The 23,363-nt window shown below is 64.6% G+C and carries 18 protein-coding genes and 1 pseudogene; 14 read left to right on the top strand and 5 right to left on the bottom strand.

Going from position 1 to position 23,363, the window contains the following annotated elements; genetic code table 11:
- The first annotated feature begins 135 nt into the window (after positions 1-135).
- The 3 genes from DR_RS08860 to DR_RS08850 are packed head-to-tail and all read left to right on the top strand — an operon-like array spanning position 136 to position 2,653.
- A complete protein-coding gene (locus DR_RS08860) occupies positions 136-1,266 on the top strand; it encodes a flagellar assembly protein T N-terminal domain-containing protein (RefSeq protein ID WP_010888370.1) in 1,131 nt (376 codons plus the stop codon).
- A gap of 50 nt (positions 1,267-1,316) precedes the next feature.
- Entirely contained in the window at positions 1,317-1,979 is a 663-nt protein-coding gene (locus tag DR_RS08855) for a hypothetical protein (RefSeq protein WP_162177784.1), read from the top strand.
- 35 nt (positions 1,980-2,014) lie between these two features.
- On the top strand, positions 2,015-2,653 hold the full coding sequence (locus DR_RS08850; protein ID WP_010888368.1) for a CsgG/HfaB family protein: 639 nt from the start codon (positions 2,015-2,017) through the stop codon (positions 2,651-2,653).
- A 63-nt stretch (positions 2,654-2,716) separates the two neighbouring features.
- On the opposite strand, the gene DR_RS08845 is transcribed toward DR_RS08850, so the two are convergent.
- From DR_RS08845 to glcF, 3 genes are all read right to left on the bottom strand, one after another.
- Positions 2,717-3,424 (bottom strand): DUF5639 domain-containing protein, encoded by a 708-nt coding sequence (locus DR_RS08845; RefSeq protein ID WP_051618917.1) that lies wholly within the window; start codon positions 3,422-3,424, stop codon positions 2,717-2,719.
- A 6-nt stretch (positions 3,425-3,430) separates the two neighbouring features.
- Positions 3,431-4,867 carry an FAD-binding oxidoreductase gene (locus tag DR_RS08840; protein ID WP_010888366.1) on the bottom strand — a complete coding sequence of 479 codons (1,437 nt, stop codon included), beginning with the start codon at positions 4,865-4,867 and terminating at the stop codon, positions 3,431-3,433.
- Between the two features lie 163 nt (positions 4,868-5,030).
- Entirely contained in the window at positions 5,031-6,308 is a 1,278-nt protein-coding gene (glcF, locus tag DR_RS08835) for a glycolate oxidase subunit GlcF (protein ID WP_010888365.1), read from the bottom strand.
- 118 nt (positions 6,309-6,426) lie between these two features.
- Between glcF and DR_RS08830 the strand changes: the two genes are divergently transcribed.
- Positions 6,427-7,125 (top strand): hypothetical protein, encoded by a 699-nt coding sequence (locus tag DR_RS08830; RefSeq protein ID WP_010888364.1) that lies wholly within the window; start codon positions 6,427-6,429, stop codon positions 7,123-7,125.
- A 127-nt stretch (positions 7,126-7,252) separates the two neighbouring features.
- On the opposite strand, the gene DR_RS08825 is transcribed toward DR_RS08830, so the two are convergent.
- Positions 7,253-8,071, bottom strand: a complete 819-nt coding sequence (locus DR_RS08825; RefSeq protein WP_027480319.1) for a pyruvate, water dikinase regulatory protein — start codon at positions 8,069-8,071, stop codon at positions 7,253-7,255.
- 138 nt (positions 8,072-8,209) lie between these two features.
- On the opposite strand from DR_RS08825, the gene ppsA reads away from it, so the two are divergent.
- The 7 genes from ppsA to DR_RS08790 all read left to right on the top strand — a co-directional run bounded on the left by ppsA (position 8,210) and on the right by DR_RS08790 (position 16,881).
- Positions 8,210-10,552 carry a pyruvate, water dikinase gene (gene ppsA / locus DR_RS08820; RefSeq protein ID WP_010888362.1) on the top strand — a complete coding sequence of 781 codons (2,343 nt, stop codon included), beginning with the start codon at positions 8,210-8,212 and terminating at the stop codon, positions 10,550-10,552.
- Positions 10,553-10,635: 83 nt separating this feature from the next.
- On the top strand, positions 10,636-11,361 hold the full coding sequence (locus DR_RS08815) for an HNH endonuclease (RefSeq protein ID WP_010888361.1): 726 nt from the start codon (positions 10,636-10,638) through the stop codon (positions 11,359-11,361).
- 169 nt (positions 11,362-11,530) lie between these two features.
- Complete coding sequence (locus DR_RS08810) at positions 11,531-12,322, top strand: WD40 repeat domain-containing protein (RefSeq protein ID WP_010888360.1); 792 nt, start codon at positions 11,531-11,533, stop codon at positions 12,320-12,322.
- 114 nt (positions 12,323-12,436) lie between these two features.
- Complete coding sequence (locus DR_RS08805; protein ID WP_010888359.1) at positions 12,437-13,762, top strand: NAD(P)/FAD-dependent oxidoreductase; 1,326 nt, start codon at positions 12,437-12,439, stop codon at positions 13,760-13,762.
- 84 nt (positions 13,763-13,846) lie between these two features.
- A complete protein-coding gene (locus DR_RS08800; protein WP_010888358.1) occupies positions 13,847-15,184 on the top strand; it encodes a cytochrome P450 in 1,338 nt (445 codons plus the stop codon).
- Positions 15,185-15,258: 74 nt separating this feature from the next.
- Positions 15,259-15,804, top strand: coding sequence for a Uma2 family endonuclease (locus tag DR_RS08795; RefSeq protein WP_010888357.1), 546 nt, complete (start codon positions 15,259-15,261; stop codon positions 15,802-15,804).
- A gap of 72 nt (positions 15,805-15,876) precedes the next feature.
- On the top strand, positions 15,877-16,881 hold the full coding sequence (locus DR_RS08790) for a DUF4238 domain-containing protein (protein ID WP_010888356.1): 1,005 nt from the start codon (positions 15,877-15,879) through the stop codon (positions 16,879-16,881).
- Between the two features lie 66 nt (positions 16,882-16,947).
- Here the strand turns inward: DR_RS08790 and acnA are convergent, their stop codons facing one another.
- Positions 16,948-19,668, bottom strand: coding sequence for an aconitate hydratase AcnA (acnA, locus tag DR_RS08785; RefSeq protein ID WP_010888355.1), 2,721 nt, complete (start codon positions 19,666-19,668; stop codon positions 16,948-16,950).
- A gap of 535 nt (positions 19,669-20,203) precedes the next feature.
- Here acnA and DR_RS08780 point away from each other — a divergent pair.
- From DR_RS08780 to DR_RS08770, 3 genes and pseudogenes are all read left to right on the top strand, one after another.
- The gene (locus tag DR_RS08780; RefSeq protein WP_034377527.1) at positions 20,204-21,046 is read left to right on the top strand and encodes a hypothetical protein; all 843 of its coding nucleotides are present in this window, start codon (positions 20,204-20,206) and stop codon (positions 21,044-21,046) included.
- A gap of 125 nt (positions 21,047-21,171) precedes the next feature.
- A pseudogene (gene gdhA, locus DR_RS08775) lies at positions 21,172-22,470 on the top strand (NADP-specific glutamate dehydrogenase); the annotation flags it as partial.
- Positions 22,471-22,517: 47 nt separating this feature from the next.
- Complete coding sequence (locus DR_RS08770; protein WP_010888352.1) at positions 22,518-23,342, top strand: CoA transferase; 825 nt, start codon at positions 22,518-22,520, stop codon at positions 23,340-23,342.
- Positions 23,343-23,363: the final 21 nt, after the last annotated feature.

Here is a 23,363-nt window from a genome sequence, read left to right as displayed (position 1 = left end):
CCCAGAGTGCCTTGCAGGGCGTGAACCTTGCTGACAAACAATAAAAAGCGTTCGCACGCTCCTGCGGCCAGTCTTAAAGCCAGCGTGGGTTAAAAAATAAGTCGCCTGTCAGAAACGTCTCATGATACTGCTGTCATGCGTGTATCTCTCCGAGCCAAAGTGCTCAGCCTGGGACTGGCCGTCGGTGCACTGGCAGGGCCGGTGAGCCTCGCAGCTGGGCCGGCGCCGTCCGGCGAACAGATTGTGCAGGTCACCGGGCAGGCGATGGTGACCTCGACTCCGGCCAGTGCCCGGCAAGCCGCCCTGGACAACGCGGTCAGAAGCGCGGTGGAGCAGGTGCTCGGCGCTTATGTCAGCGAGTCCACGTCGCTGAAAACTACTGACGAATTCGAGCGCTTCCAGCAGCAGTTGATGAAGCGCTCGGACGGTTTCGGGCGTGTGGTGCAAGTGGTCACCGAAGGGCAGCAGGGCAACGTCTACACCGTATCCGTGAGGGTCGCGGTGGCCCGTCCGAGCCTGGAACACGAGCTCAAAGCTTTCCTGACTCGCAAGGGCGACCCGCGCATCATCGTGGCAATTCCCGAGCAGATTCTGCGCCGCCCCACCCCCGACCCCGCCGCCGAAACCGAAATCGTGCGGGCGCTGGTCGCCGCCGGCTACCGCGTCGTGGACCTGAAACAGGCTGAGCAGAACAACGTGCGTGACCAGCTGCGCGGCACGGTGTCGGCGCAGGGCCTCAAGGAACTGGCGACCCGCTACCAGGCCGACCTGCTGATTACCGGCGAGGCCTTTGCCGAGGAATACGGCAATGTGCTGAGCCAGCGCGCCTACACCGCCCGGCTGGAACTCAAGGCCATTGACCTGGCAACCGCGCAGGTGATTTTCAGCGACGCCTTTACCGGCACCGGGCTGGCGGCGACCGACTCGGTGGCCGGCAAAACCGCCCTGCAAAACGTGGCGAAAACGGCGGCCCCCAACCTGCCCGGCGCGCTGCTCAACTGGCTCAGCGGCAGCGGCAAAGCGGCCTCGCGCACCTTCACCGTCCGGCTAAACGGCGCGCCGAGTTTTAAGGCCTTCAGTGACGTTCTCGCGGCCCTGCGCAGTTCTCAGGGCGTCAACGCAGCCCTAAGTCGGCAATTCGACGCGGCGGGCGCACTGGCCGAGGTCGAGTTCGACGGTTCGCCGGAAGACCTCGCCACCATGCTCGAAGACCTTGGTCTCAAGGTCACGGGCGTCAGCGCCGGCGAAATCGTCGTTTCCTTCTGAAGGAGCTTGCTATGAAAAAAGTTTTTCTCCCCTTGCTTTGCCTCGCTGGAATGGCATTCGCGCAGGACAGCACGCCCGTGACGCCGCAGCAGTTCGTCAAGTCCGAAGGCATCAAGCAGAGTTACACCGTGCAGCAGCAGCAAATCACTCCAGTAGATGCCCTGAACATGCTGATGCAGTGCATGGCCCCGGCCACCACGCCGTATGACGCCGACCACGACGGCAAAAACGACACGTTGCGGGTCTACGGATTCGGGGTCGTGCCCGCCGTGCTGTACAAGGCCAAAGGCGTGATGGCGCTGACCCCAGCGGTGCAGAAAGCCGATCTGAAAGCCATGGGCGCCGCCGCCGAAGCCCTGAACGGGGTCCGGGTGCGGACGGTGAAGGGCGAAGGCAGCGTGGACAGCACCGCGACCACCGTCAGGAACAACGAACTCAACCTCTCCAACGTGGCCGTCGAGACCGTCTACAGCGCCACGTCCGCCCGCTCGGAAGCCCTGCTGCGCGGCGGGCGCATCACCGGGCACCGCCTCGTCAGCCTCGGCGAGCAGGGCCTGTGCGTCGTGTCGCGCTACGAACTGCCGCTCGACCAGCGCGGCGCGGCGGCTGCGGCGGGTGCGTCCGGCCTGTCTGGTGGCTTCCCCGAAGGTGGCGGCGGCCTGCCACTTCCCGGTTTTCCTCTGCCTGCGCCCGGTCTGACCGGGGATTTCTGAACCTTTCGCCTTCTCACTTCCTTCTGGAGTCTGTTATGAAAAAAGTCTTGACTGCTGTCCTCGCTACCGCCTTCCTCGTCGCCCCTGTTGCCGTTGCTCAGACGGCGGCGGCCCCTACCCCCGCTCCGGTGGCGGCGGCCCCCGCCCTGCCCCAGGGCCAGGTCAACATTGCCGTCGGTAGCCTGAAGTGCAAGGCCGAGAAGTGCTACGGCGGCCTGGGCGAGGGCATCGGCGACGCCCTGACCACCGCTCTGCTCAACACTGGCAAATTCGCCGTGTACGAGCGTGAAAACACAGCTCAGCTGACCGAAGAAGCCTTCCTCAACGGCGGCGCGACCTTCCAGGGTGCGGACGTGCTGATTTTCGGTGCCATCACGCAGTACGAACCCCAGGCGTCCAGCGGTGGGCTGTCGTTCATGGGCGTGTCAGTCGGCAAAAAGAGCAGCACCATCGCCATGGACCTGCGCATCGTAGACGCCAAGACCCGCCGCATCATCGGCGCGACCCAGGTGCAGGGCAAGGCGGAAGGCAACAACTTCAACGTCAGCGGCCTGCTGCCCGTGAATGTCGGCGCGCAGTCGAGCCCTCAGCTTGAAGCCGCTATCTCGCAGATGCTGAACAACGCCGCTCAGCAGTTGCTCCTCAAGGTGCCGGCTTCCTATTACAAGGAGTAAAGCCCGTTGCCAGAAGGCCCTGCTCGCAAGTAGAGCAGGGCCTTTTTTTTGGTGCGAAGTGCCTTACAAACTCGCCGCCAGCCGCCCGAACAACGCCGGAACCTCAGGCCGCGCTGCACCGTTCACCCAGCCGAACCGCAGGTCGCGGAGTGGGCCACCTTCACCGACGCCCACGCCGTCTGGGAAAGGAGCGCTCAAGTCCTGCCCGCCTGTGATTTCCACTGCGCCCGGCAGCACGCTCAGCGCCCGCTCCACCTCGCGCTCGTGACCGAAATGCAGCAAGTGAACCTGTCCCTGCGCTTCCCACACGAAGCGGGCGGAGGTCGGCGGCAAGTCGGCCAGCCGCCCCGAAGCCGCGACGTGGCGCATGCAGAGGCCGGGGCGCAGGCGCAGGTGAATCTCCAACGCCTCGCCCAGGGCGCCGAAACTGCCCACGAAAGGCCGCGTCAGGTCGTAGCCCTGCACGTTTTTCACGGTGCGCCCGCCGGCCTTCACGACCCGCCCGCTTGGGGCGCGGAAAGTCACGCCCAGCACCTCCGCTCCGAAAAAGAAATTCTGCCCGAAGCCGCCGCGTGAGACGAGGCCACCCACGCCGCCCGGTAATTCCACCGGGGGAAACGGTGGAAACAGGCCGGGGGGCAGTGCGGCGTACACGTCGAGCAGCGGGGTATCGGCGGAAACGGTGAGGGTCTGGTCGTCGGGGGAGACGTGGATGGTTGATTGTTGATTGTTGATGAGGACTTGAGCCTCAGCGTGCATGTCTTTTTCCATCACCCATCACCTCTCGTCCATCAACAAATCCGGCAGGATTTTCCCCGGATTGAGTCCATTCGCTGGGTCCAGCGCCCGTTTCACGTCGCGCAGCACGTTCAGCGTCACCGGGTCTACCGCGTCGCGCATGAAGTCGCGTTTCATCGTCCCGATACCATGCTCGCCGCTCAGCACGCCGCCGTGCCGGATGGCGACGAGGGCGATTTTGTGCGCGAGGTCGTGCACAGCGTGGGTGTCCTCGGTGCGCGGGTCGAACATGATGTTGGGGTGCAGGTTGCCGTCGCCGATGTGGCCGAACTGCACGAGGTGAAAGGGGCTGGCGTCGCCCAGCGCACGGATTTCGCGCACCACGTCGGGCAGCGCTGAACGGGGCACCACGATGTCCTCGTTCATGCGCTGCGGACGAATGCGGCCCAGCGAGGGGCTGATGCTGCGGCGCGCTCGCCACAGGGCGTCGGCCTCGGCGTCGTTCGCGGCGCGGCGCACCGTTCCGCCCGCCGCCGCGCACGCCTGCGCCACCAGTTCCAGTTCGGCAGCCACGATTTCGGCGTCGTCTCCGTCGGTGTCCACCAGCAGCACCGCATCCGCGTCGCGTGGCAGTCCCAGGTGCAGGTAGTCCTCTACCGCGCCTACGCAGGCCCTATCCATGAATTCCAGCTTGGATGGCACCGCGCCCGCCGCAATGGCGCTGCTCACGGCTTCGGCGGCCTGCCCGACTTCGGCGAAATGGCTCATCAGCGTGCGGGTAAATTTCGGCGGCGGAATCAGCCGCAGCGTGGCCTCGGTGATGAGGCCCAGCGTTCCCTCCGAGCCGATCAGCAGCCCGGCGAGGTCGTAACAGTCGCGCGTCAGGCGGTGCACGTCACCGTCCACATCTACAAATTCCAGCGCCCGCACGTAATCGCCGGTCACGCCGTACTTGAAGCACATCGGCCCGCCCGCGTTTTCGCCCAGGTTGCCGCCGATGGTGCTGGTGCGAAAAGACGCCGGGTCAGGCGGATACATCAGTCCATGCGGTTTGGCCGCTTCCGTCACCTTCAGTGTCACCACGCCGGGCTGCGCCACCGCCTCGCGCCGTTCGGGGAAAATGTGCAGGCCAGTCATGCGGGTAAACGAGATGACCAGCGACTCCTGGAGGGGCGTCACGCCCCCGCTGAGGCCGCTCGCCGCCCCGCGTCCTACGATGGGCACGCCCGCCGCCTTCGCCGCCTTGACCGCCGCCACCACGTCGGCGGTGCTTTCGGGCAATACCACCGCCAGCGGCGTAACCCCGAACTGAATGGCGTCGTAGCGGTAATTCAGCCGCTCTGAAAGGTGATGCAGCACTTTCTTGTGCCCCAGCGTGCGCGTCAGCTCGGCGGCCAGCGGATTGTCGGGCGTGCCGTCCGAGCGGGGCTTGCGGGCGCGGGAATTGGTGGTGAGGGCGAGTTTTTCGGGGGTCATTGGGGGCCTCCGGGGGTGAGGGTGGAGTGGTCACACGCCCCCCCTCCCGCTGCTTTGCAGCGCCCTCCCCCGCAAGGGGAGAGGGTCTTTTTCCCCTCCCCACCCGCGGGGGAGGGGCCTTGCGAAGCAAGGGGGTGAGGGGGCGTCCAGACCAGCGCCGCCTTCACAGCTCCCCCCGATAAGCCAAATCCAGCACTTCCACCGTGTGCATCACCGGCACCGGGCTGCCCTGTCGTCTTACATGGCTCTGAATCTGCGTGTGGCAACCGATGTTGCCGCTGGCGATCAGGTCGGGTTGCGTGCCCAGGATGTTCTTCGCCTTACGCTGACCTAACTGGTTTGCCAGTTCGGGCTGCTCCAGGTTGTACGTCCCCGCCGAGCCGCAGCACAGGTCGCCCTCGGGAATCTCGGTCAGCGTCACGCCCGGAATGGCCCGCAGCAGCTCACGCGGCGCCGAGCGGACACCCTGTGCGTGGGCGAGATGGCAGGCGTCGTGGTAGGCGACTTTGACCGGCTCCCGCGTGGGCATCAGCGGCGCGAGTTCGCCGTCTCGCAGCAGCCCGGCCAGATACTCGCTGATGTCCTGCACCTTCGCCGCGAACGCCTGCGCCTGCGCTTCGTCGGGCAGGCCGTGCAGCACCACCGGGTACTCCTTGAGGCCCGCGCCGCAGCCCGCCGCATTGGACAGAATGGCGTCGTACTCGTCGGGATTAAAGGCTGCGAGGTTGGCGCGCACCAGCCGCAGCGCCTCATCACGTGCCCCGGTGTGCAGCGCGGCGGCCCCGCAGCAGCCCTGGCCCTCGGGAATCACGACTTCGATGCCGTTGCGACTCAGGACGCGCAAGGTCGCTGCGTTGAAATTCGGCGTCAATGCCTGCTGAGCGCACCCGGCGAGGAACGCCACCCGGCCCCGGCGCTGTCCCCTCGCGGGCGTCACGCGCGGTTGCGGCTGCATCGCCGGAACATGCTCAGGCAACAAGTCCAGCGGTGCTTTCAGGGCGGCGGGCAGCGCGGGGGCGAGCGGCTTTGCAAACTGTCCGACTCGGGCGGCCACGCTGAACAGTTTGGGAGCGGGCAGCGCCTTCAGAATCGCGTAGCGCTTGGCACGGTCCAGGGGCGTGCGTTCCCGCTGCGGCTCGCTCCAGCCGCGAAAACTGGTAATCAGTTCGCCGTAGGGCACCCCGCTCGGGCAGGCGGTCACGCAGCCCTGGCAGCCCAGGCAGCGGTCGAGGTGTGGGGCGGCGTCTTCCAGTTCGAGCGAACCTTCCAGCACTTCCTTCATCAGCACAATTCTTCCGCGCGGGCTGTCCATCTCGTCGCCGAGCAGCGCGTAAGTCGGGCAGGCGGGCAGGCAAAAGCCGCAGTGCACGCAGGCGTCTATGGCGTGGGCCATCACCTCCCCCTGGGGGCCGAGGGCGAGGGCGGGGATGTCATGGTTCATGGGGGAGAGGATAGGCCGCCGGGGCGGGGCAGAAAGGGGGAGAGGTTAGGGGAGTTCTCTACAAGGCCGATGAAGAGCGGCGCCGCACACCGTTGTCCTGACCGCCTAAAGTGACGCCATGAACAAAATCCTGCTGGGTGCTCTGGCGCTTCTGGCGTGCAGCACGTCGTCGGCCCACGCCTACACGCTGGAGCAGTTGCGCGACAACGCGGGCAACCGCTTAAAGCTCCCCGCAGGGCGCTGGGCCGACTATCTTCCTCTGTTGGACAAGTTGCGGGCCGGCAGCTACGAACAGGCGCTCGCACTGGCCGCCAAGCCCAAGCCCACGCTTCAGGAAGCGGCGCTCGCCCTGTATTTCGCCGCCAGCAAGGGCGCGGCGGCAGGGAAAATCACGGACGCCGACTCTTTGCGCTTTATGTTCGCCGCCGCCGACGTGTACCTGGACCCGATGGCGAACATGAACGTGGCGCGGCCCTCGCAGCGCGGCTCGCCGTTCGCGGGCCTGAGCCAGCCCACCGTGGACATGACCTTCCGCTACCTCAACCGGGCCTGGGAAACGGGGCAGGTGTTCACCGACAACGGTGTGGGGACCGACATCTGGGAAATGATTGCCGGCGCCACGCTGGGCCTCGCCGACGGCTTTGACGCGGCGGACATCAACGACGAATACCCCACGTCCAAGACGTTGGACAAGCTGCGTCCCGAACTGCTCGCCTTCCGCAATTCGTTCGCCCGGCTCTACGGCCTGAAGGTACCGACCACCACGACCACAGTCTTCGAGCGGCACTACGCCCACTTCTTCCCCTCTGAAAAATAGTTGGCACAGGCAAGCACTTTTTCCGAACGAAGCGAGCAAGAGAAACTCCGGGTCTGGACGCAGCGGACTTGTCAAGCTGCGCGAAGTTTCAGACCTACGAGAGCGGGGGCCTGACACAGCGGGCGGCTCACCCCTCCAGCCGCCCCGACTGGCGCAGCAGCGCGAGCACCCCCGCCGCGATCTCTTCCACGCTGGCGCTGGTGGTGTCTTTGACCGGCAGGCCCAGCCGAGCAAACAGCGCACTCGCCCGCCGGACCTCGTACTCGCACTGCTCGATGCTGGCGTACTTGCTGCCCGGCTTGCGCTGGGTGCGAATGGCGTGCAGGCGCCGGGGGTCAATCGTCAGCCCGAACAGTTTGCTGCGGTACTGTTCCAGCGGCGCGGGCAGGCCCTCGCGCTCGAAATCGTCCTCGGCCAGCGGGTAATTGCTGGCGCGGATGCCGTGTTGCAGCGCCAGAAAGAGGCTGGTGGGCGTCTTGCCGGCGCGCGAGACGCCCACCAGAATCACGTCGCTCAGGCCGTACTGCTTGTCGCCGATGCCGTCGTCGGTGGCGAGGGCGAAGTCGAGCGCCTCCATGCGCGAGAGGTACGCCTCCGAGTCCTGCATGTCGTGGTGCCCGCCCGCGCCGAGTTGCGGCGGCTCGGCGAATTCCCCTTCCAGCAGCCGTAGATTCTCGGTAAGCAGGTCGAACACCTGCGCGGGGGCCGTCTGCAACGCTTCCAGCACGTCCGGCTGCGTGGTGGTCGTGAAAATCAGGGGCCGCTCGCCGCTCGCCGCCAGCGCCTCCACCTCACTTACCACCGCCTGCGCGGCCTGCGCGTCGGACGTGAAAGGCCGGCGCAGGTACCGCAGCGGCTGACCCGGAAAGTGCGTGAGCAGCGCACGGGCGATGTTCTCGGCGGTCAGGCCGGTGTGGTCGGACACGATGAACACGGGACGGGGCATACCCCAGCCTGACATGTCCACCTCACTCAGACAAACCCCCGCGCCCCCGCGTCTGCACTCGGTTAAACTTGGGCGGTAAGGCAACACAAATCCCCCCAAGCGGCGCGGCGTCTCAACCCACGCCAACGGAGAAAACGCATGGACATGATTCGCCCCTTCGGGACACTAAGGATGACCGACGTCGAAATCGTCGGCGGCAAGAACGCGAGCATCGGCGAGATGATTCAGGGTCTCGCTCAGGCGGATGTGCGCGTACCGGGCGGCTTTGCCACCACCGCCGACGCCTTCCGGCTGTTCCTGCGCGAAAACCAGATTGAGGAAAAAATCAACGCGAAGTTGCAAGCGCTCGACGTGAACGATGTGAACGCCCTCGTCGCGGCGGGCAAGGAAATTCGCGGCTGGGTGGAGGAAGCCAGGCTGCCCGCCGCGCTCGAAGACGCCATTCGCCAGGCTTACGGCGAGATGGGTGACGACCCTGACGTGGCCGTGCGCTCCTCCGCCACCGCCGAGGACTTGCCCGAAGCGAGCTTTGCCGGGCAGCAGGAAACCTTCCTCAACGTGCGCGGCATCGAGGAAGTCCTGAACCACGTCAAGCTGGTCTTCGCCTCGCTGTACAACGACCGCGCCATCTCCTACCGCGTTCACCACAACTTCGAGCACTCGGAAGTCGCGCTCTCGGCGGGCGTGCAGCGCATGGTCCGCACCGACCTCGGCGTGTCGGGCGTGGCGTTTACCCTCGACACCGAATCCGGCTTCCGGGACGCGGTGTTCGTCACCTCCTCCTACGGCCTGGGAGAAATGGTGGTGCAGGGCGCGGTGAACCCCGACGAGTTCTTCGTCTACAAGCCCGCGCTGGAGCAGGGCAAAAAAGCCGTGCTGCGCCGCACCCGCGGCAGCAAGCAGAAGAAGATGATCTACGCCGAGGCTGGAGGCGTGAAAACAGTAGATGTAGACGAAGCCGAACAGCGCGCCTTCTCCCTCTCCGACGACGACCTCACCGAACTCGCCCGTCAGTGCGTGACCATCGAGAAACACTATGGCCGCCCGATGGACATCGAATGGGGCAAGGACGGGCGCGACGTGCAGATTTACATCCTGCAAGCCCGCCCCGAAACGGTGCAGAGCCGCGCCGGGCGCACGCTGGAGCGTTTCGAGCTGACCGGCAAGGGCGACGTGCTGGTGGAAGGCCGTGCGGTGGGCAGCCGCATCGGCGCGGGCGTGGTGCGCGTCGTGAAGTCGCTCGACCAGATGGACAGCGTGCAGGACGGCGACATTCTGGTGGCCGACATGACCGACCCCGACTGGGAACCGGTGATGAAACGTGCCTCGGCCATCGTGACCAACCGGGGCGGGCGCACCTGCCACGCGGCGATTATTGCCCGCGAGCTGGGGATTCCCGCCGTCGTGGGCACCGGCAACGCCACCCGCGAACTGCACAACGGTGATGAGGTGACCGTCTCCTGCGCCGAGGGCGACACCGGCTACGTGTACGCGGGCCGGCTGGATTTCCACGTCAACCGGGTGGAACTCGACGCCATGCCCGAAGTCGGCATGAAGATCATGATGAACGTGGCCTCGCCCGACCGCGCCTTCAGTTTTGCCGCGCTGCCGAACGAGGGCGTGGGCCTCGCACGGGTGGAGTTCATCATTTCCAACGTGATCGGGATTCACCCCCGCGCCCTGCTCGACTACCCCGACGTGCCCGCCGACGTGAAGGCGCAGATCGAGGAAAAGACCGCCGGGTACGCCTCGCCGCGCGACTTTTTCCGTGAGAAGCTGGCCGAGGGCGTGGCGAGCATTGCTGCCGCGTTCGCGCCCAAGCCGGTCATCGTGCGCCTCAGTGACTTCAAGAGCAACGAGTACCACCACCTGATCGGCGGCCCCGCCTACGAGCCCACCGAGGAAAACCCCATGATCGGTTTCCGGGGCGCGTCCCGTTACCGCTCCGCCGACTTTGCGGAGGCTTTCGCGCTGGAGTGCCAGGCCATGAAACAGGTCCGCGACGACATGGGCCTGACCAACGTCCAGCTAATGATTCCCTTCGTGCGTACGGTGGCGGAAGGGCAGCGCATTCTGGAAATCCTGGCGGCCAACGGCCTGACCCAGCGCGAAAACGACCTCAAGGTCATCATGATGTGCGAGGTGCCGAGCAACGCGCTGCTGGCCGACCAGTTCCTCGACCTCTTCGACGGCTTTTCCATAGGCTCCAACGACCTGACACAGCTCACGCTGGCGCTCGACCGCGACTCGGGGCTGGTGGCCGACATGTTCGACGAGCAAAACGAGGCGGTGCTGGCGCTGATGGGCATGGCGATCAAGGCCGCCAAGGCGAAGGGCAAATACGTGGGCATCTGCGGCCAGGGCCCCAGCGACCACCCCGCGCTGGCCCAGTGGCTGATGGACCAGGGCATCGACTCGGTGAGCCTGAACCCGGACTCGGTGCTGAGCACCTGGCTGCATCTGGCGGGAGAGCAAGCCTGAGGCGCCGATGGTTGACAGGTGATGGGTGATGGAAAGAAGGCCCCTGACCGGTTGGGTGGGGGTTTTCTATTACAAAATGGTTCATGCCTCTCTCCTGGCCTCCCGAACAATTCGCCTTTGCCCTGGAGCAGATGCCGCTGACTGAGAACAATCGGCGCATTTTGCAAGCCTTTCTGGACGCGCCCGAACAGACCCTGACCGCGCATTCTCTGGCGGCAGCGGCAAATGTGGCGGGTGGTTGGTCGGCGGCGAATCTGCGAATTGGCGAACTCTCGCGCAAGTTTGCCCCTGTGCTGGGGTCTTTGCCTGACGCGGGAGACGGCGACCCACACTGGTGGCGCTATATCGCGTCGGGACGCTGGGATGGCGGGCGCTTTTACTGGACGTTGCGGCCACAACTCAAGGATGCTCTTCTGACTCTGGGGTGGCAAAGCAGCGAGTCGCTTGATAACGAGGCGGAAGGCGTTTCAGCGGAGGAAGCCAGAACATTTGTAGAAGGAGCAACGCGCCAGATTTTCGTCAATGCCTATGAGCGCAATGCAGGGGCGAGAGCCGCATGTATCGCGCATTTTGGAACAGTATGCCGGGTATGCGAGACAGACTTGGTGGCGATTTATGGTGAAGTAGCGCGGGGCTATATCCAGGTTCATCATCTGCGGTCACTGGCCGAGGTGGGCAGACAGTACGAAGTGAATCCACTGACCGACCTGATTCCCGTCTGTCCGAACTGTCATGCCATGCTTCACCAGCGGCGACCTGCGTATACACCTGAAGAATTGCGGGCCATGCTGGGGAGAGGCCAACACTGAACTTGCTGTCCGCGATACGCCGCCTCTACCCCCGCTGGTGAACAAAGAGTTTGGCCCGCTGACGTTTGCCCAGCGTGCTCAAGATTCAAGCCTGTACCGAAATGAAGGGTGCCTGCCTCTCCACCAAAAGGCGGACGCCCCCGCGCCTACTCCTGACCTACCCTGACCCATGCCCCGACTGATTCCGCTGCTCGCGCTGCTGCTGTGTGCCTCCGCCTCAGCAGAGTTGCGCGCTGACATCACCAAAGGAACGCCCCACGGCTACGGCGCCATGAAGGTCTACGACGGCCAAACCCTGCTGTTTCAGGCGACGACGCGGGGCCTGAGCGCCGTGACGGCCAGCAAGTTCAGCCCCGACGGACGCTGGCTGGTCAACCTGACCGACCAGGGCTACGTGCAACTGTGGGACGTGCACAAGGGCGAACGGGTCAAGACCTTCCTCGCGCCCTTTGCCCGCGTCCTGAACGCCGATTTCACGCCCGACAGCACGCGACTGCTGCTGAACTTCTGGGGCGACTCCACGCCTACAAACTTCTGGCAGGGCACACGGTCATCGTTCTGGTCCCTGGAGCCGCTGCAACGGCTCGGCACCCTGGACGGCAAGGGTTGGGACATCGGCTACAGCGGCAACGTCCACTTCGACGCGGCGGGCAAGCGCATGGTGACCGCTTCCTTCCGTTTCTTCGGGGGCCAGGCCGCTGCGGTCTACGACGCTGCTACGGGCGCCCCCATCGCGACCCTCTCGCGGGTGCCGTATCCGCCGGGCGCCCTGCAAACAGGCGGGGCTGGGGCCGCCGACGCCCGCCTCGCGCCGGATGGTCGCCGCGCCCTGGTCTATGACGTGGCGGGCCGATTGGCCGAGTACGACGCCGCCACCAGCCAACTGCTGAAGGTGCGCGGCAAGGTTGACAGCGCCGGGGCCGGGGCGCAGTTGGAGCGCTTCGCCCGCGAGGGAAAGTAAAGCGACCCGGCGAGCGGCAGACGACATTCGGAAACAGAGCCTTCATGGACAGGGCATTCAGGAAAGGATGACCCGCGACAGCCCCCCGCCGCTCCATGCCCTACCCTGCCTCCTATGACACTCACCGGAAGCAGGGGCGCCGAGAGCACGGGTGCCGACATCATCGTGGTGGGGGCCGGACTCGCGGGCCTGACCGCCGCCCGCACGTTGCAGCGGGCGGGGAAAACCGTGCGGGTGCTGGAGAGTTCGCAGCACCTGGGGGGGCGCGTGTGGAGCAAGCAGGTGGACAGCTACACGCTCGACGTGGGCTTTATTGGCATGTTCACGGCGTACCCGGCGGCCAGGCGGCAGTTCGACTACGACGCCCTCGACCTCGTGCGGCTCAAGCCCTCGGCGGTGCTGCGGCAGGAAGGCGGACGGGCCGAACTGGTGGGCGACCCCCTGCGCGACCCGGCGGCGCTGCCCGGTGACCTGAGCGCGGCGGCGCTCACAGTGAAAGACCGGGTCGTGGCGGCGAAACTGGCGGCAGAACTGCTCGCCCGGCCCGCCCATGAACTCCTGAACGGCCCCGACCAGACCACCCGCGCGTACCTGCTGGAACAGGGCTTTTCCGAACGCTCGCTCGAACGTTTCTTCACCCCGTTTTTCGGCGGGCTGGTGCTCGACCGCCAGCTGGAAACGAGCGCCGGGCTGTTTCGCTACTACTTCAGGATGCTGCTGACCGGCGACGTGTCCATTCCCCGCGCGGGCATGAGCGAACTGCCCCGGCAACTCGCCCAGGAGCTGGACGTGACCCTCGGCGTGACGGTAACGGACATTCATTCCGGGCCGGACGGCGTGAGCGTGCAGACGGAGGCAGGCGACACGCTGCACGCCGCGCAGGTCATCGTCGCCACCGACCCGAACACGGCGGCGCGGCTCGTCGGTGAGCAGCCCGGCGCTCCCCGGCCCATCGCGCGCGGCAGCCTCGGCAGCACCTACCTGCACTACGCCGCGCCCGAACCGCTGGAGCGTCAGCGGCGGCTGCAACTGGGCGCCCTGCCGACCGGACAGCTCAATCAGGTCTTCTGGTTGCAGGAGGAATTCCCCAACCGTGTACCTGTTGGTCACGGCCTGCTCATCGTCTCGGTCTGGGGCGTGCCCGAGGTGGACGACGCCACGCTGAGTGCTCAGGTCCTCGACGAACTGCGCCCCTGGTACGGAGGCGGCGTGGAGCAGCTCCGCCTGCTCTCGGTGGACCGCATCCCTCACACCCAGTTCCCGCAGCCCGCCGGGTACGCCGCCACCCTCCCCGGCCACACGACGCCGCTGCCGAACGTCTTTCTGGCGAGTGAGGCCAACTCGCTCAGCGGCATTCAGGGCGCCCTGGAAGGCGGGGAAAAGGCGGCGGCGGCTATTCTCGGCGACCTTGAAGTGCTCAGCCGGCCACGTGGCGCGTAACCCGAGCAGCCCCACCCCGCGCTGCTGAGCCTGGTCATTAAGACACGTTAATATTGTCGGCTGACCTCTGCTTCTGCTGTCCCGGTGGTACCTGCTCCTCCCTTTCTCGGCCACGCGGCGGAGATGGGGACCATCAAACTGCGTCCCTTTCTCACCCGCTGCTATCAGGCGTACGGCCCGGTCTTTCAACTCACGGTGCCGGGCCAGAAAATTACCGTGCTCGCCGGTCCCGAAGCCAACCTGTTCGCCATGAAGGAAGGCCACCGGGTGCTGCGCTCGCTGGAGGCGTGGCGCGACAATGACCACGAGATGGGCAGTGACCGCTCCATGATCAGCCTCGACGGGGCCGAGCACCGCGCTTACCGCCGGGTGGAGGGCCGCGCCTTCGCGCGTTCGTTCTTTGCGGCGGGGCTGCGGCCCGCGCTCGCGGTGCTGGCTGAAGACCTGGCTCCCTTCCAACCCGGTGACGTGCTGCCGGTGGCGACCTGGTGCAAGAAAACCATCACCGAACAGCTCGCACGCATGGCGGTGGGCGGCACCGTCCGGCCCTACCTGCCTGACCTGCTGCACTTCATCCAGACCGCCCTTCAGGTCACGGTCAACCGGCAACTGCCCCCCGCCGTGCTGCGGCTGCCCAAATACCGCCGCGCCAAAGCCCGCATCTTTCAGATGGTGGACGACCTGATCGAGGACCACCGCCAGAACCCGCCGGAAAAGAGCGGACGCGCCCCCGACCTGATTGACGACGTGCTGGCCGATCAGCAGGTCAACCCCGAGCGCTGGGAGCATCCCGACGTGCGCCTCGCCGCGCTGGGCGCCTTTATCGCGGGCATGGACACGGCGGCCAACAGCCTCGCTTTCGTCCTGTACCGGATGCACCTGCATTCCGAATTTTTGCCGGCGCTGCGGGCCGAGGCCGACGCGCTGTTCAGGGACGGTCCCCCCACCGCCGAGGCCCTGGGCCGCTCGCCGCTGCTGCACCGCTTTGTGATGGAAACGCTGCGTGTCCATCCCATCGCCCCCGCCCTGAGCCGCACGCTGACCGAGGACGTGGAATTCGCCGGGCACCGCATCCCCGCCGGCACCCCCGTCATCATCGGGACCACCGTGCCGCATGGCCTGCCCGAACTGTTCCCCGACCCCGAGCACTTCGACCCAGGCCGCTTTGCGCCGGGCCGCGCCGAGCACCGTCAGCCGGGCGCCTACGCCCCCTTCGGTGTCGGCAGCCACACCTGCGCGGGCAGCGGCATGGCCGAAGGGCTGATCATGCTGGGCGCCGCCGCCGCGCTGCGGACCCTGGACCTGAGCCTGGAGCCCGACTACGTCCTGCGGCAGACCGCTAAGCCCACCCCCAGCCTCGACAACAAGCTGCAATTGCGCGTCAACGCCGTGCGGCACAACCCGGTGTTTCTGGTGCATTGAGCGGCCAACTTTCAGCCCCCGCCGACGCTCCTGAGTGGAGTGGGCGGGGGCTTTGGTCTGCATAAAATACCTGTATGACCGGGCCTGCTTTCAAACGAGTTTCCGTGGAGGACTACCTGCGTTCAGAGCGGGATAACCCCACGCGGCACGACTACATTGACGGCTTTCTGTACGCCCAGGCCGGAGCCAGCCGCGCCCACAACGTCATTACCAGCAATATCCATGTGCTGCTCCACCCCGCCGCTCGCAAGTCGGGGTGCCAGGTGTACCAGAGCGATATGAAGGTCCGGGTTTCGCCCACCCGCTATCACTACCCCGACCTCGTGGTGAGCTGCGCAGGCGGACAGGACGACGATTACACCGAAGCTGAGCCGTGTCTGATTGTGGAAGTCCTGAGCGAAAGCACCCGTATGGCCGACCAGAACTATAAGGCCGAGCGTTACCGCGAGCTGCCCAGCCTGCAAGCCTACCTGCTGGTGGACAGCCGCAGCCGCAGCGCCGCCATCTGGCGCAGAGAAGGCCAAGAGTGGGTGTTTGAGGTGCTGGGGGAAACCTTCGATTTGCCTTGTCCTGCCGTCACACTCAATCTCGCAGATTTTTACGACGGCACTCAGCTCTGACCCCTAAACCAAGCCCCCGCCCACTCCATTGGGAAGTAGAGGCGGGGGCTTTGAGCTTGATAAAATGTGAATATGGGCGAGCGAATTAAACGCCAACATTATGTCCCGCAGGGCTATTTAAGACGGTTTCAAAGTCCTAATTCTAATAAAAAAGTTGCAAGAATTTGGGTCGTTGATAGAAATATTGAACAACCGTTTAATGTACCAATCCAAACAGTATCATCGCGAGATGGGTTTTATGATTCAGAAATAGACGAGAGTATTGCAGAATTTGATAGGCATGGACTTGAAAATCTTCTGAGGATAGAAGAGGAGAAGTTTTACGCAGCACTAGAGATAATTGACTCTGCTATTATAGAAAATAGGGTAATACCTGACAATGCGAAGCCTGCAATAGCTTGGTATATGTATCTCCAATTCATAAGAACGGAGAAATTCAGGGCAGGGATAGGAACCCCCTCAAATTCACAGCATCCAGATTTTCAGAAATTGACACAAATATATGGCCTTATAGATAAGAAAACATCCTCTAAATTCCTAAATGTTTGTTTGTCTAGCTTTTGGATAATTTATGAAATGGTGGGCGAGCAAACTGTTTTCACAAGTGATAATCCAGTCGTTTTCTCTTTTGATAGTGAAAATCCTATGCTTAGTCATTATCTTTTGAAAAGAGATATTGGATTCATGCCAAATATGGGAATGAAAATGGTATTTCCCATTGATAGTAAGCATATACTCGTTCTTTACGATAAATTGCATTTCCCAGAAAAAGCGGATATAGATAATTTAATAGTTCCGTTCGATACGTCTGAAGCATATTCGGTCTGGAGTACAATAATCAATAATTGCGATAGGCAGATATATTTAGACAGGAACGATGGGATGGCCGAAATAATCAAGATGCTCATGGGTCTAGATGAAACCCTAAAACCGATTAGGGATATTATAGGAAAGGTTTTTGAGGCTATCAGATATGATAACTCCGCAGTTAGTGGCACAAGACTTAATTCATTTTCAGCATATCAAAAAACTGTTCTTCTGAAAAATGCGCTAAATAAATTAGATTCAGGGCAATAAATAACAAGCCCCCGCCCAGTTTCCCAGGCGGGGGCTTGTTACTGCTCTATTTCTTGAAGTCTACGCTTACGCCTTGACTTCGCCCTGGCTCTTGCTCAGGATGCCGCGCAGCACGGTTTGCAGGATGCCACCGTTCTTGTAGTAATCGATTTCCACGGGGGTATCGATGCGGCACATCACGGTGATGTCGCGGGTGTTGCCGTCCTTGCCAGTGACCTTCACGGTCACGTCCTGACGGGGCTTGAGGTCGCCGGGCAGCACGAACTCGAAGGTTTCGTCGCCGTTGATGCCCAGGCTGTCGGCGGTTTCGCCGTTCTTGTACTGGAGGGGCAGCACGCCCATGCCGACCAGGTTGGAGCGGTGGATCCGCTCGAAGCTTTCGGCAATCACGGCCTTCACGCCCAGCAGGAAGGTGCCTTTGGCGGCCCAGTCACGGCTGGAGCCCATGCCGTAGTCCTTCCCGGCCAGCACGACGAGGGGCACGCCCGCTTCCTTGTAGGCGGTGGAAGCGTCGAAGATGCTGGTGACTTCGCCGTTCAGGAAGTTGGTGGTGAAGCCGCCTTCGGTGCCGGGGGCGAGTTGGTTCTTCAGGCGGATGTTGGCAAAGGTGCCGCGCGTCATGATGCGGTCGTTGCCACGGCGCGAGCCGTAGGAGTTGAAGTCCTTGGGGGCAATACCGCGCTCGGTCAGGTAGCGGCCAGCGGGGGTGTCGGCCTTGAACGAACCGGCGGGGGAGATGTGGTCGGTGGTCACGCTGTCGCCGACCTTGACCAGGGCGCGCGCACCCTTGATGCTCTCGATTTCGTGGGCGCCGCCCGCGAGGGTGTCGAAGAAGGGCGGGTTCTGGATGTATGTGCTGTCTTCCTTCCAGTCGAACAGCGCGCCTTCGGCGACGGGGATGGCGTTCCAGTCGGCGTTGCTCTTCTCGATGCCGTCGTAGACCTTCTTGAACATCTCGGCGTTGATGGAGCGGTCCATCGCTTCCTGAATCTCGGCGTTGGTGGGCCAGATGTCTTTCAGGAACACGTCCTGACCGTTGCTGTCCTGGCCGATGGCGTCGTTCACGATGTCGTTGACGACCGTGCCGGCGAGCGCGTAGGCGACGACCAGGGGGGGAGAAGCGAGGTAGTTGGCCTTGATGTGGGGGTTGACGCGGCCTTCGAAGTTGCGGTTGCCCGACAGGACCGAGGCCACCACCAGGTCGCCTTCCTGAATCGCTTCGACGACGGGTTCAGGCAGCGGGCCCGAGTTGCCGATGCAGGTCATGCAGCCGTAGCCCACGGTGTTGAAGCCGATCTGGTCGAGGTACTGCTGGAGCCCGGCGGTTTCGAGGTACTCGGTGACCACGCGCGAGCCGGGGGCGAGGCTGGTCTTGACCCAGGGCTTGGTCTTCAGGCCCTTCTCGACGGCCTTCTTGGCGACCAGACCGGCGGCGATGAGCACGCTGGGGTTGGAGGTGTTGGTGCAGGAGGTGATGGAGGCGAGGGTCACGGCGCCGTGGCCGATCTTGATGTCGGTACCGCCGATGGTGCCCTGGGCGTCCAGCTTGTCGCTGCCGAGTTCAAAGCCACGGTTCTTGACCGGCGCGGTGAGCGCTTCGTTGAACACGCTGTGCATGTCGCTGAGGTTCACGCGGTCCTGCGGGCGCTTGGGGCCGGCGAGGCTAGGAACGATGGTGGCGAGGTCGAGTTCGATGGTGTCGGTGAAGACGGGGTCGGGCGTTTCGTCGGTGCGGAACATGCCCTGGGCCTTGTAGTAGGCCTCGACCAGACCGATTTCGTCTTCCAGACGTCCCGTGCGGCGCAGGTAGCGCAGCGCTTCGTCGTCCACCGGGAAAAAGCCCATGGTGGCGCCGTATTCGGGGGCCATGTTGGCAATCGTCGCGCGGTCGGGCAGGGTCATGTTGCTCAGGCCCGCGCCGTAGAACTCGACGAACTTGCCGACCACGCCCTTCTCGCGCAGCATCTGGGTCACGCGCAGCGCGAGGTCGGTGGCGGTGGCGCCTTCGGGCATCGCGCCAGTGATCTTGAAGCCGATGACTTCGGGCATCAGCATGTAGATGGGCTGGCCCAGCATCACCGCTTCGGCTTCGATGCCGCCCACGCCCCAGCCCACGATGCCCAGGCCGTTGATCATGGTGGTGTGCGAGTCGGTGCCGACCAGGCTGTCGGGGTACACGACTTCGCCGTCGTCTTCAGCGCGGCTCTGCACGCCCTTGGCGAGGTATTCCAGGTTGACCTGGTGCACGATGCCGCTGGCAGGGGGCACCACGCCGAAGTTGTCGAAGGCCTGCTGGCCCCAGCGCAGGAACTCGTAGCGTTCGCGGTTGCGCTCGAATTCCAGCGCCATGTTGTTGGCGAGCGCGAACTCGGTGCCGAACTCGTCCACCTGCACCGAGTGGTCGATGACGAGGTCCACCGGAATCAGCGGGTTGATCTTGCTGGGGTCGCCGCCGAGCTTGACCATCGCGCTGCGCATGGCGGCGAGGTCCACCACGGCGGGCACGCCGGTAAAGTCCTGCAAAATCACGCGGGCGGGCTTGAAGGGAATTTCGACTTCGGGGTTGGTGGCGCTCCAGCCGGCGACGGTTTCCACGTCTTCACGGCGCACGTCATAGTCGTTGGCTTCGCGCAGCACGCTTTCCAGCAGCACCTTGATGCTGACGGGCAGACGCGACACGTCGTGGCCCTGGAGCTTGTTGAGGTTGTAAAAGTACAGCTTCTTGTCGCTGCCGGGCACCTGCAAGGTGTCACGGGCGCCAAACAGGTTCATCGCCTTGTCGCTCATGGGTAAATCCTCCTTGCCCACCAAAATGGGTTGTTGGGGGCGCTGGTCTTTATCATAAGCTGCTGAGCCCTTGAGGCAGCCGTCACCGGGGCAGGCACGAAGAAAAGTCTTGTAACAACCCTAGAGACAACAGCGGAAGCGGCACTGGCGACAGGCGGGTCTGATACGGCTTTAATCCGATTCCCGAACATCCGGAAAGGCACCGGATGCCCGGCCATCTCCTTAAAACCGTATTTTTCCATGCGCTCCGCGCAAAATTTCGCCCGGACATGTCCGGGACTCAATTTGAAACCGTATCAACGGTAAGGACATCAACGTCGGCAATCCCTGGGGCACGGAGAAGCAGCCCATCACCCTGCAAGGCAAGAACAGACTGCACCTCAGCGGTGACATTGACCGTCACGAGACGGAGTTGCGGCCCTTTCTGAAAAAGGCGAAAACCAGGTCATGCTCTCCTGGCGAACCATGCTCGGAAAGGGGAGAGGTTCCCTGAAAGAGGCCGCCGCTGCCCACTTTGTTAGGCTGCCCTACGCCTATGACTGACCTTGACCTGCCTTTTCCCGTGGCCCTCGCCCCGCACGAGCAGCAGCGCTTAGATGACCTCGAACAGACGGTGGAGGGCGGCCTGCGCGACTTTCAGCGCACCGGGCAGGCCCTGAGCGAGATTCGGGACAACGAGCTCTACCGCGCCACGCACGACTCCTTCGAGGCGTACCTGCAAGACCGCTGGGGCTTCGGGGTGCGGCAGGCCGACCGTCTGATTGACGCGGCGCAGGTCGCCAAGCAACTCGAACCGCTCGGCATTTCCCCCCGGCACGAGGCGCAGGCCCGCAGCTTCCGGCCCGCCGCCCGGATTGTGGAAGAACTCGAACCCGAGCAGCAGCGGCTCGTGGCCCGGCTGGTGGAGGAGCGCCGCGAGAGTGAATCGGACGACCTCGCCCCCTGGGAGGAACGCGCCGCGCCGGAGCTGCGGATTACGGCGAATGTGGTCCGCAAGTTGGGGCCGGACGCCACCGTCTACCACCCCGAAAGCGGCGCCGAAGTGGAACTGGGCACGCTCTCGCCCCCGCAGCGTTACGAGGTCATCCGCGAGCATGTGAACCAGAAGGCGCAGGCGTACCACGAGAAACAGGCGGCCAAAGCGCAGGAACCGCCCCGCGAGCGGGTGAACTGGGCCGACTGGTTTATCGCCTACGCCGCCGAGCATCTGGACGGCGAGCAGCAACTCGAACTCGTCATCGAGCAGGGGCCGGGCGGCGAACCCCGCGCCGTGGCCCGCGTGATGAGCAAGGCGACGGGCGAGATTCTGGCGCGGGGCGAACCCTCGGACGACCTCAAAAAAGCGGTGCTGACGCTGCGCGGAGCGGTGAGCGGCTGACGTTTTGGGGACAGCGGCGACAGGTGGGGCGAGGGTGACTTGTGCATCCCGGCCCCCGGCGCCCTGTCTGGGCAGCGTTTAGGCTAAAGGCCCCATGACCAGCACCCAGCTCGCGCAGTTCCGCCCGCAACCCGCACCAGCCCGAGTTTTTGCAGGCGGTGACCGAGGTGATGACCAGCATCTGGCCCTTTGTGCAGGCGCACCCCGAGTACGCCGAGCACGCGCTGCTTGAGCGCCTTATCGAGCCCGAGCGCGTCATCAGCTTCCGCGTGACCTGGGTGGACGACGCCGGGCAGGTGCAGGTCAACCGGGGCTACCGCGTGCAGCACAGTTCCAGCATCGGGCCATACAAGGGCGGGATGCGCTTTCACCCCAGCGTCAACCTCAGCATCCTCAAGTTTCTGGCCTTCGAGCAGACCTTCAAAAATGCCCTCACCACCCTGCCGCTCGGCGGGGGCAAGGGCGGCAGCGACTTCGACCCCAAGGGCAAGTCCGACGGCGAGGTCATGCGCTTTTGTCAGGCATTGATGACCGAGCTGTGGCGGCATCTCGGTCCCGACACCGACGTTCCGGCGGGCGATATCGGCGTGGGCGGGCGCGAGGTCGGCTACCTCGCCGGCATGATGAAAAAGCTCGCCAACCACGCGGGTGGGGTATTTACCGGCAAGGGCCTGAGCTACGGCGGCTCGCTGCTGCGCCCCGAGGCGACCGGCTACGGCACGGTGTATTTCGTGGAGCACATGCTGCGCGACCAGAGGATGGAGATGGAGGGCCTGCGCGTGTCGGTGTCGGGCTCGGGCAATGTGGCGCAGTACGCCATCGAAAAGGCGCTGCACCTCGGCGCCCACGTGCTGACCGCCAGCAACTCGGGCGGCACGGTGGTGGACGAGGACGGCTTTACCTACGACAAGCTCGCCGTCCTGATGGACATCAAGAACGAGCGCCGGGGCCGGGTGGAGGACTACGCCCGCGAGGTCGGCGCCGAGTTCCGCCCCGGCGTGCGCCCCTGGGACGTGCCGGTGGATGTGGCGCTTCCCTGCGCGACCCAGAACGAACTCGGCGCCGACGACGCCCGCACCTTGATTGCAGGCGGCGTGCGCGTGGTGGCCGAGGGCGCCAACATGCCGTGCGACCTCGCAGCCATCCAGGCCTTCGAGGAAGCGGGCGTGCTCTACGCACCGGGCAAGGCGACCAACGCGGGCGGCGTGGCGACCTCGGGCCTGGAAATGTCGCAAAACGCCCAGCGCCTCTCCTGGACCCGCGAGGAAGTGGACCAGCGCCTGCGCAGCATCATGTCGGCCATTCACGATTCGTGCCTGGAGTATGGCCGCCGCCCGGACCGCCACGTCAGCTACCTCGACGGCGCCAACATTGCGGGCTTCGTCAAAGTGGCGACGGCGATGCGCGAACAGGGCGTGCTGTAATCGGCGCACCGCCCCGTTTTTCTCTCCATAGCAGGCATGATGGAGGCATGTTTCAGCCTCTTCAGGGATGGACGGTCATCACCCTCGCGCCCAACGTGCCCGGCCCACTCGCCGCCGCCTCGCTGCGGGACGCGGGAGCGACCGTCATCAAGGTGGAAGGCCCGGCGGGCGATCCCCTCGCGCAGATGTCGCCCGCGTGGTACGCCGAGTTGCACCGGGACATCGAGGTGCGGGTCATCGACCTGAAAGCGGAAGCGGGCAAGGCCGAGTTCGACGCGCTGCTCGCCGGGGCCGACCTGCTGCTCACCAGTTCGCGCCCCGCTGCGCTCGCCCGGCTGGGGCTGGCGCCTGAGCGGCTGGGGCGCGACTTTCCCCGGCTGTGCCGCGTGACCATCGTGGGCGATACCCGCGAGCCCGACGCGCCGGGCCACGACCTGACTTACCAGGCCGAAGCGGGCCTGATTGACCCCGCCCGCCCCGCCATGCCGCGCACGCTGGTGGCCGACCTGACCGGCAGCCGCGAAGCCTACGCCGCTGCGCTGGGCCTGCTGCTGAGCCGCGAGCGCGGGCAGCCGGAACGCGAGTGCATGGTGGGTCTGGGTGACGCCGCCCGCTTTGCCGCCGCGCCCTACCGGGTGGGTCTGACCGCGCCGGGCGGGCTGCTGTCGGGCGCCTACGACAACTACCGCCTGTACCCGACTGCCGACGGTTGGGTGGCCGCCGCGCCGCTCGAACCTGGGTTTGCTGCCCGCTGGGCCGAAGTGCTGGGCGAGGACGCCGCCGCCACGCTGCGGACGAATACGACCGCCCACTGGTTATACGTGGCGGCGCAGCGCGACCTGCCGCTCGCCGCGCTGCCGCAGGAAGGCTAAGCATGGCCGGTCTGCCCGTCA

It is taken from the genome of Deinococcus radiodurans R1 = ATCC 13939 = DSM 20539, assembly GCF_000008565.1.
Taxonomy (GTDB): domain Bacteria; phylum Deinococcota; class Deinococci; order Deinococcales; family Deinococcaceae; genus Deinococcus; species Deinococcus radiodurans.
This window is presented reverse-complemented; position numbering and strand designations above follow the sequence as displayed.

Bases quoted from the DNA above. Each gene is read 5' to 3' on its own strand.
- acnA (WP_010888355.1), bottom strand. From the start codon at position 19,668: ATGAGCGACAAGGCGATGAACCTGTTTGGCGCCCGTGACACCTTGCAG.
- ppsA (WP_010888362.1), top strand. From the start codon at position 8,210: ATGGACATGATTCGCCCCTTCGGGACACTAAGGATGACCGACGTCGAA.
- DR_RS08770 (WP_010888352.1), top strand. From the start codon at position 22,518: ATGTTTCAGCCTCTTCAGGGATGGACGGTCATCACCCTCGCGCCCAAC.
- DR_RS08855 (WP_162177784.1), top strand. From the start codon at position 1,317: ATGGCATTCGCGCAGGACAGCACGCCCGTGACGCCGCAGCAGTTCGTC.
- DR_RS08780 (WP_034377527.1), top strand. From the start codon at position 20,204: ATGACTGACCTTGACCTGCCTTTTCCCGTGGCCCTCGCCCCGCACGAG.
- DR_RS08825 (WP_027480319.1), bottom strand. From the start codon at position 8,071: ATGCCCCGTCCCGTGTTCATCGTGTCCGACCACACCGGCCTGACCGCC.
- glcF (WP_010888365.1), bottom strand. From the start codon at position 6,308: ATGAACCATGACATCCCCGCCCTCGCCCTCGGCCCCCAGGGGGAGGTG.
- DR_RS08805 (WP_010888359.1), top strand. From the start codon at position 12,437: ATGACACTCACCGGAAGCAGGGGCGCCGAGAGCACGGGTGCCGACATC.
- DR_RS08840 (WP_010888366.1), bottom strand. From the start codon at position 4,867: ATGACCCCCGAAAAACTCGCCCTCACCACCAATTCCCGCGCCCGCAAG.
- DR_RS08850 (WP_010888368.1), top strand. From the start codon at position 2,015: ATGAAAAAAGTCTTGACTGCTGTCCTCGCTACCGCCTTCCTCGTCGCC.
- DR_RS08790 (WP_010888356.1), top strand. From the start codon at position 15,877: ATGGGCGAGCGAATTAAACGCCAACATTATGTCCCGCAGGGCTATTTA.
- DR_RS08860 (WP_010888370.1), top strand. From the start codon at position 136: ATGCGTGTATCTCTCCGAGCCAAAGTGCTCAGCCTGGGACTGGCCGTC.
- DR_RS08795 (WP_010888357.1), top strand. From the start codon at position 15,259: ATGACCGGGCCTGCTTTCAAACGAGTTTCCGTGGAGGACTACCTGCGT.
- DR_RS08845 (WP_051618917.1), bottom strand. From the start codon at position 3,424: ATGGAAAAAGACATGCACGCTGAGGCTCAAGTCCTCATCAACAATCAA.
- DR_RS08815 (WP_010888361.1), top strand. From the start codon at position 10,636: ATGCCTCTCTCCTGGCCTCCCGAACAATTCGCCTTTGCCCTGGAGCAG.
- DR_RS08830 (WP_010888364.1), top strand. From the start codon at position 6,427: ATGAACAAAATCCTGCTGGGTGCTCTGGCGCTTCTGGCGTGCAGCACG.
- DR_RS08810 (WP_010888360.1), top strand. From the start codon at position 11,531: ATGCCCCGACTGATTCCGCTGCTCGCGCTGCTGCTGTGTGCCTCCGCC.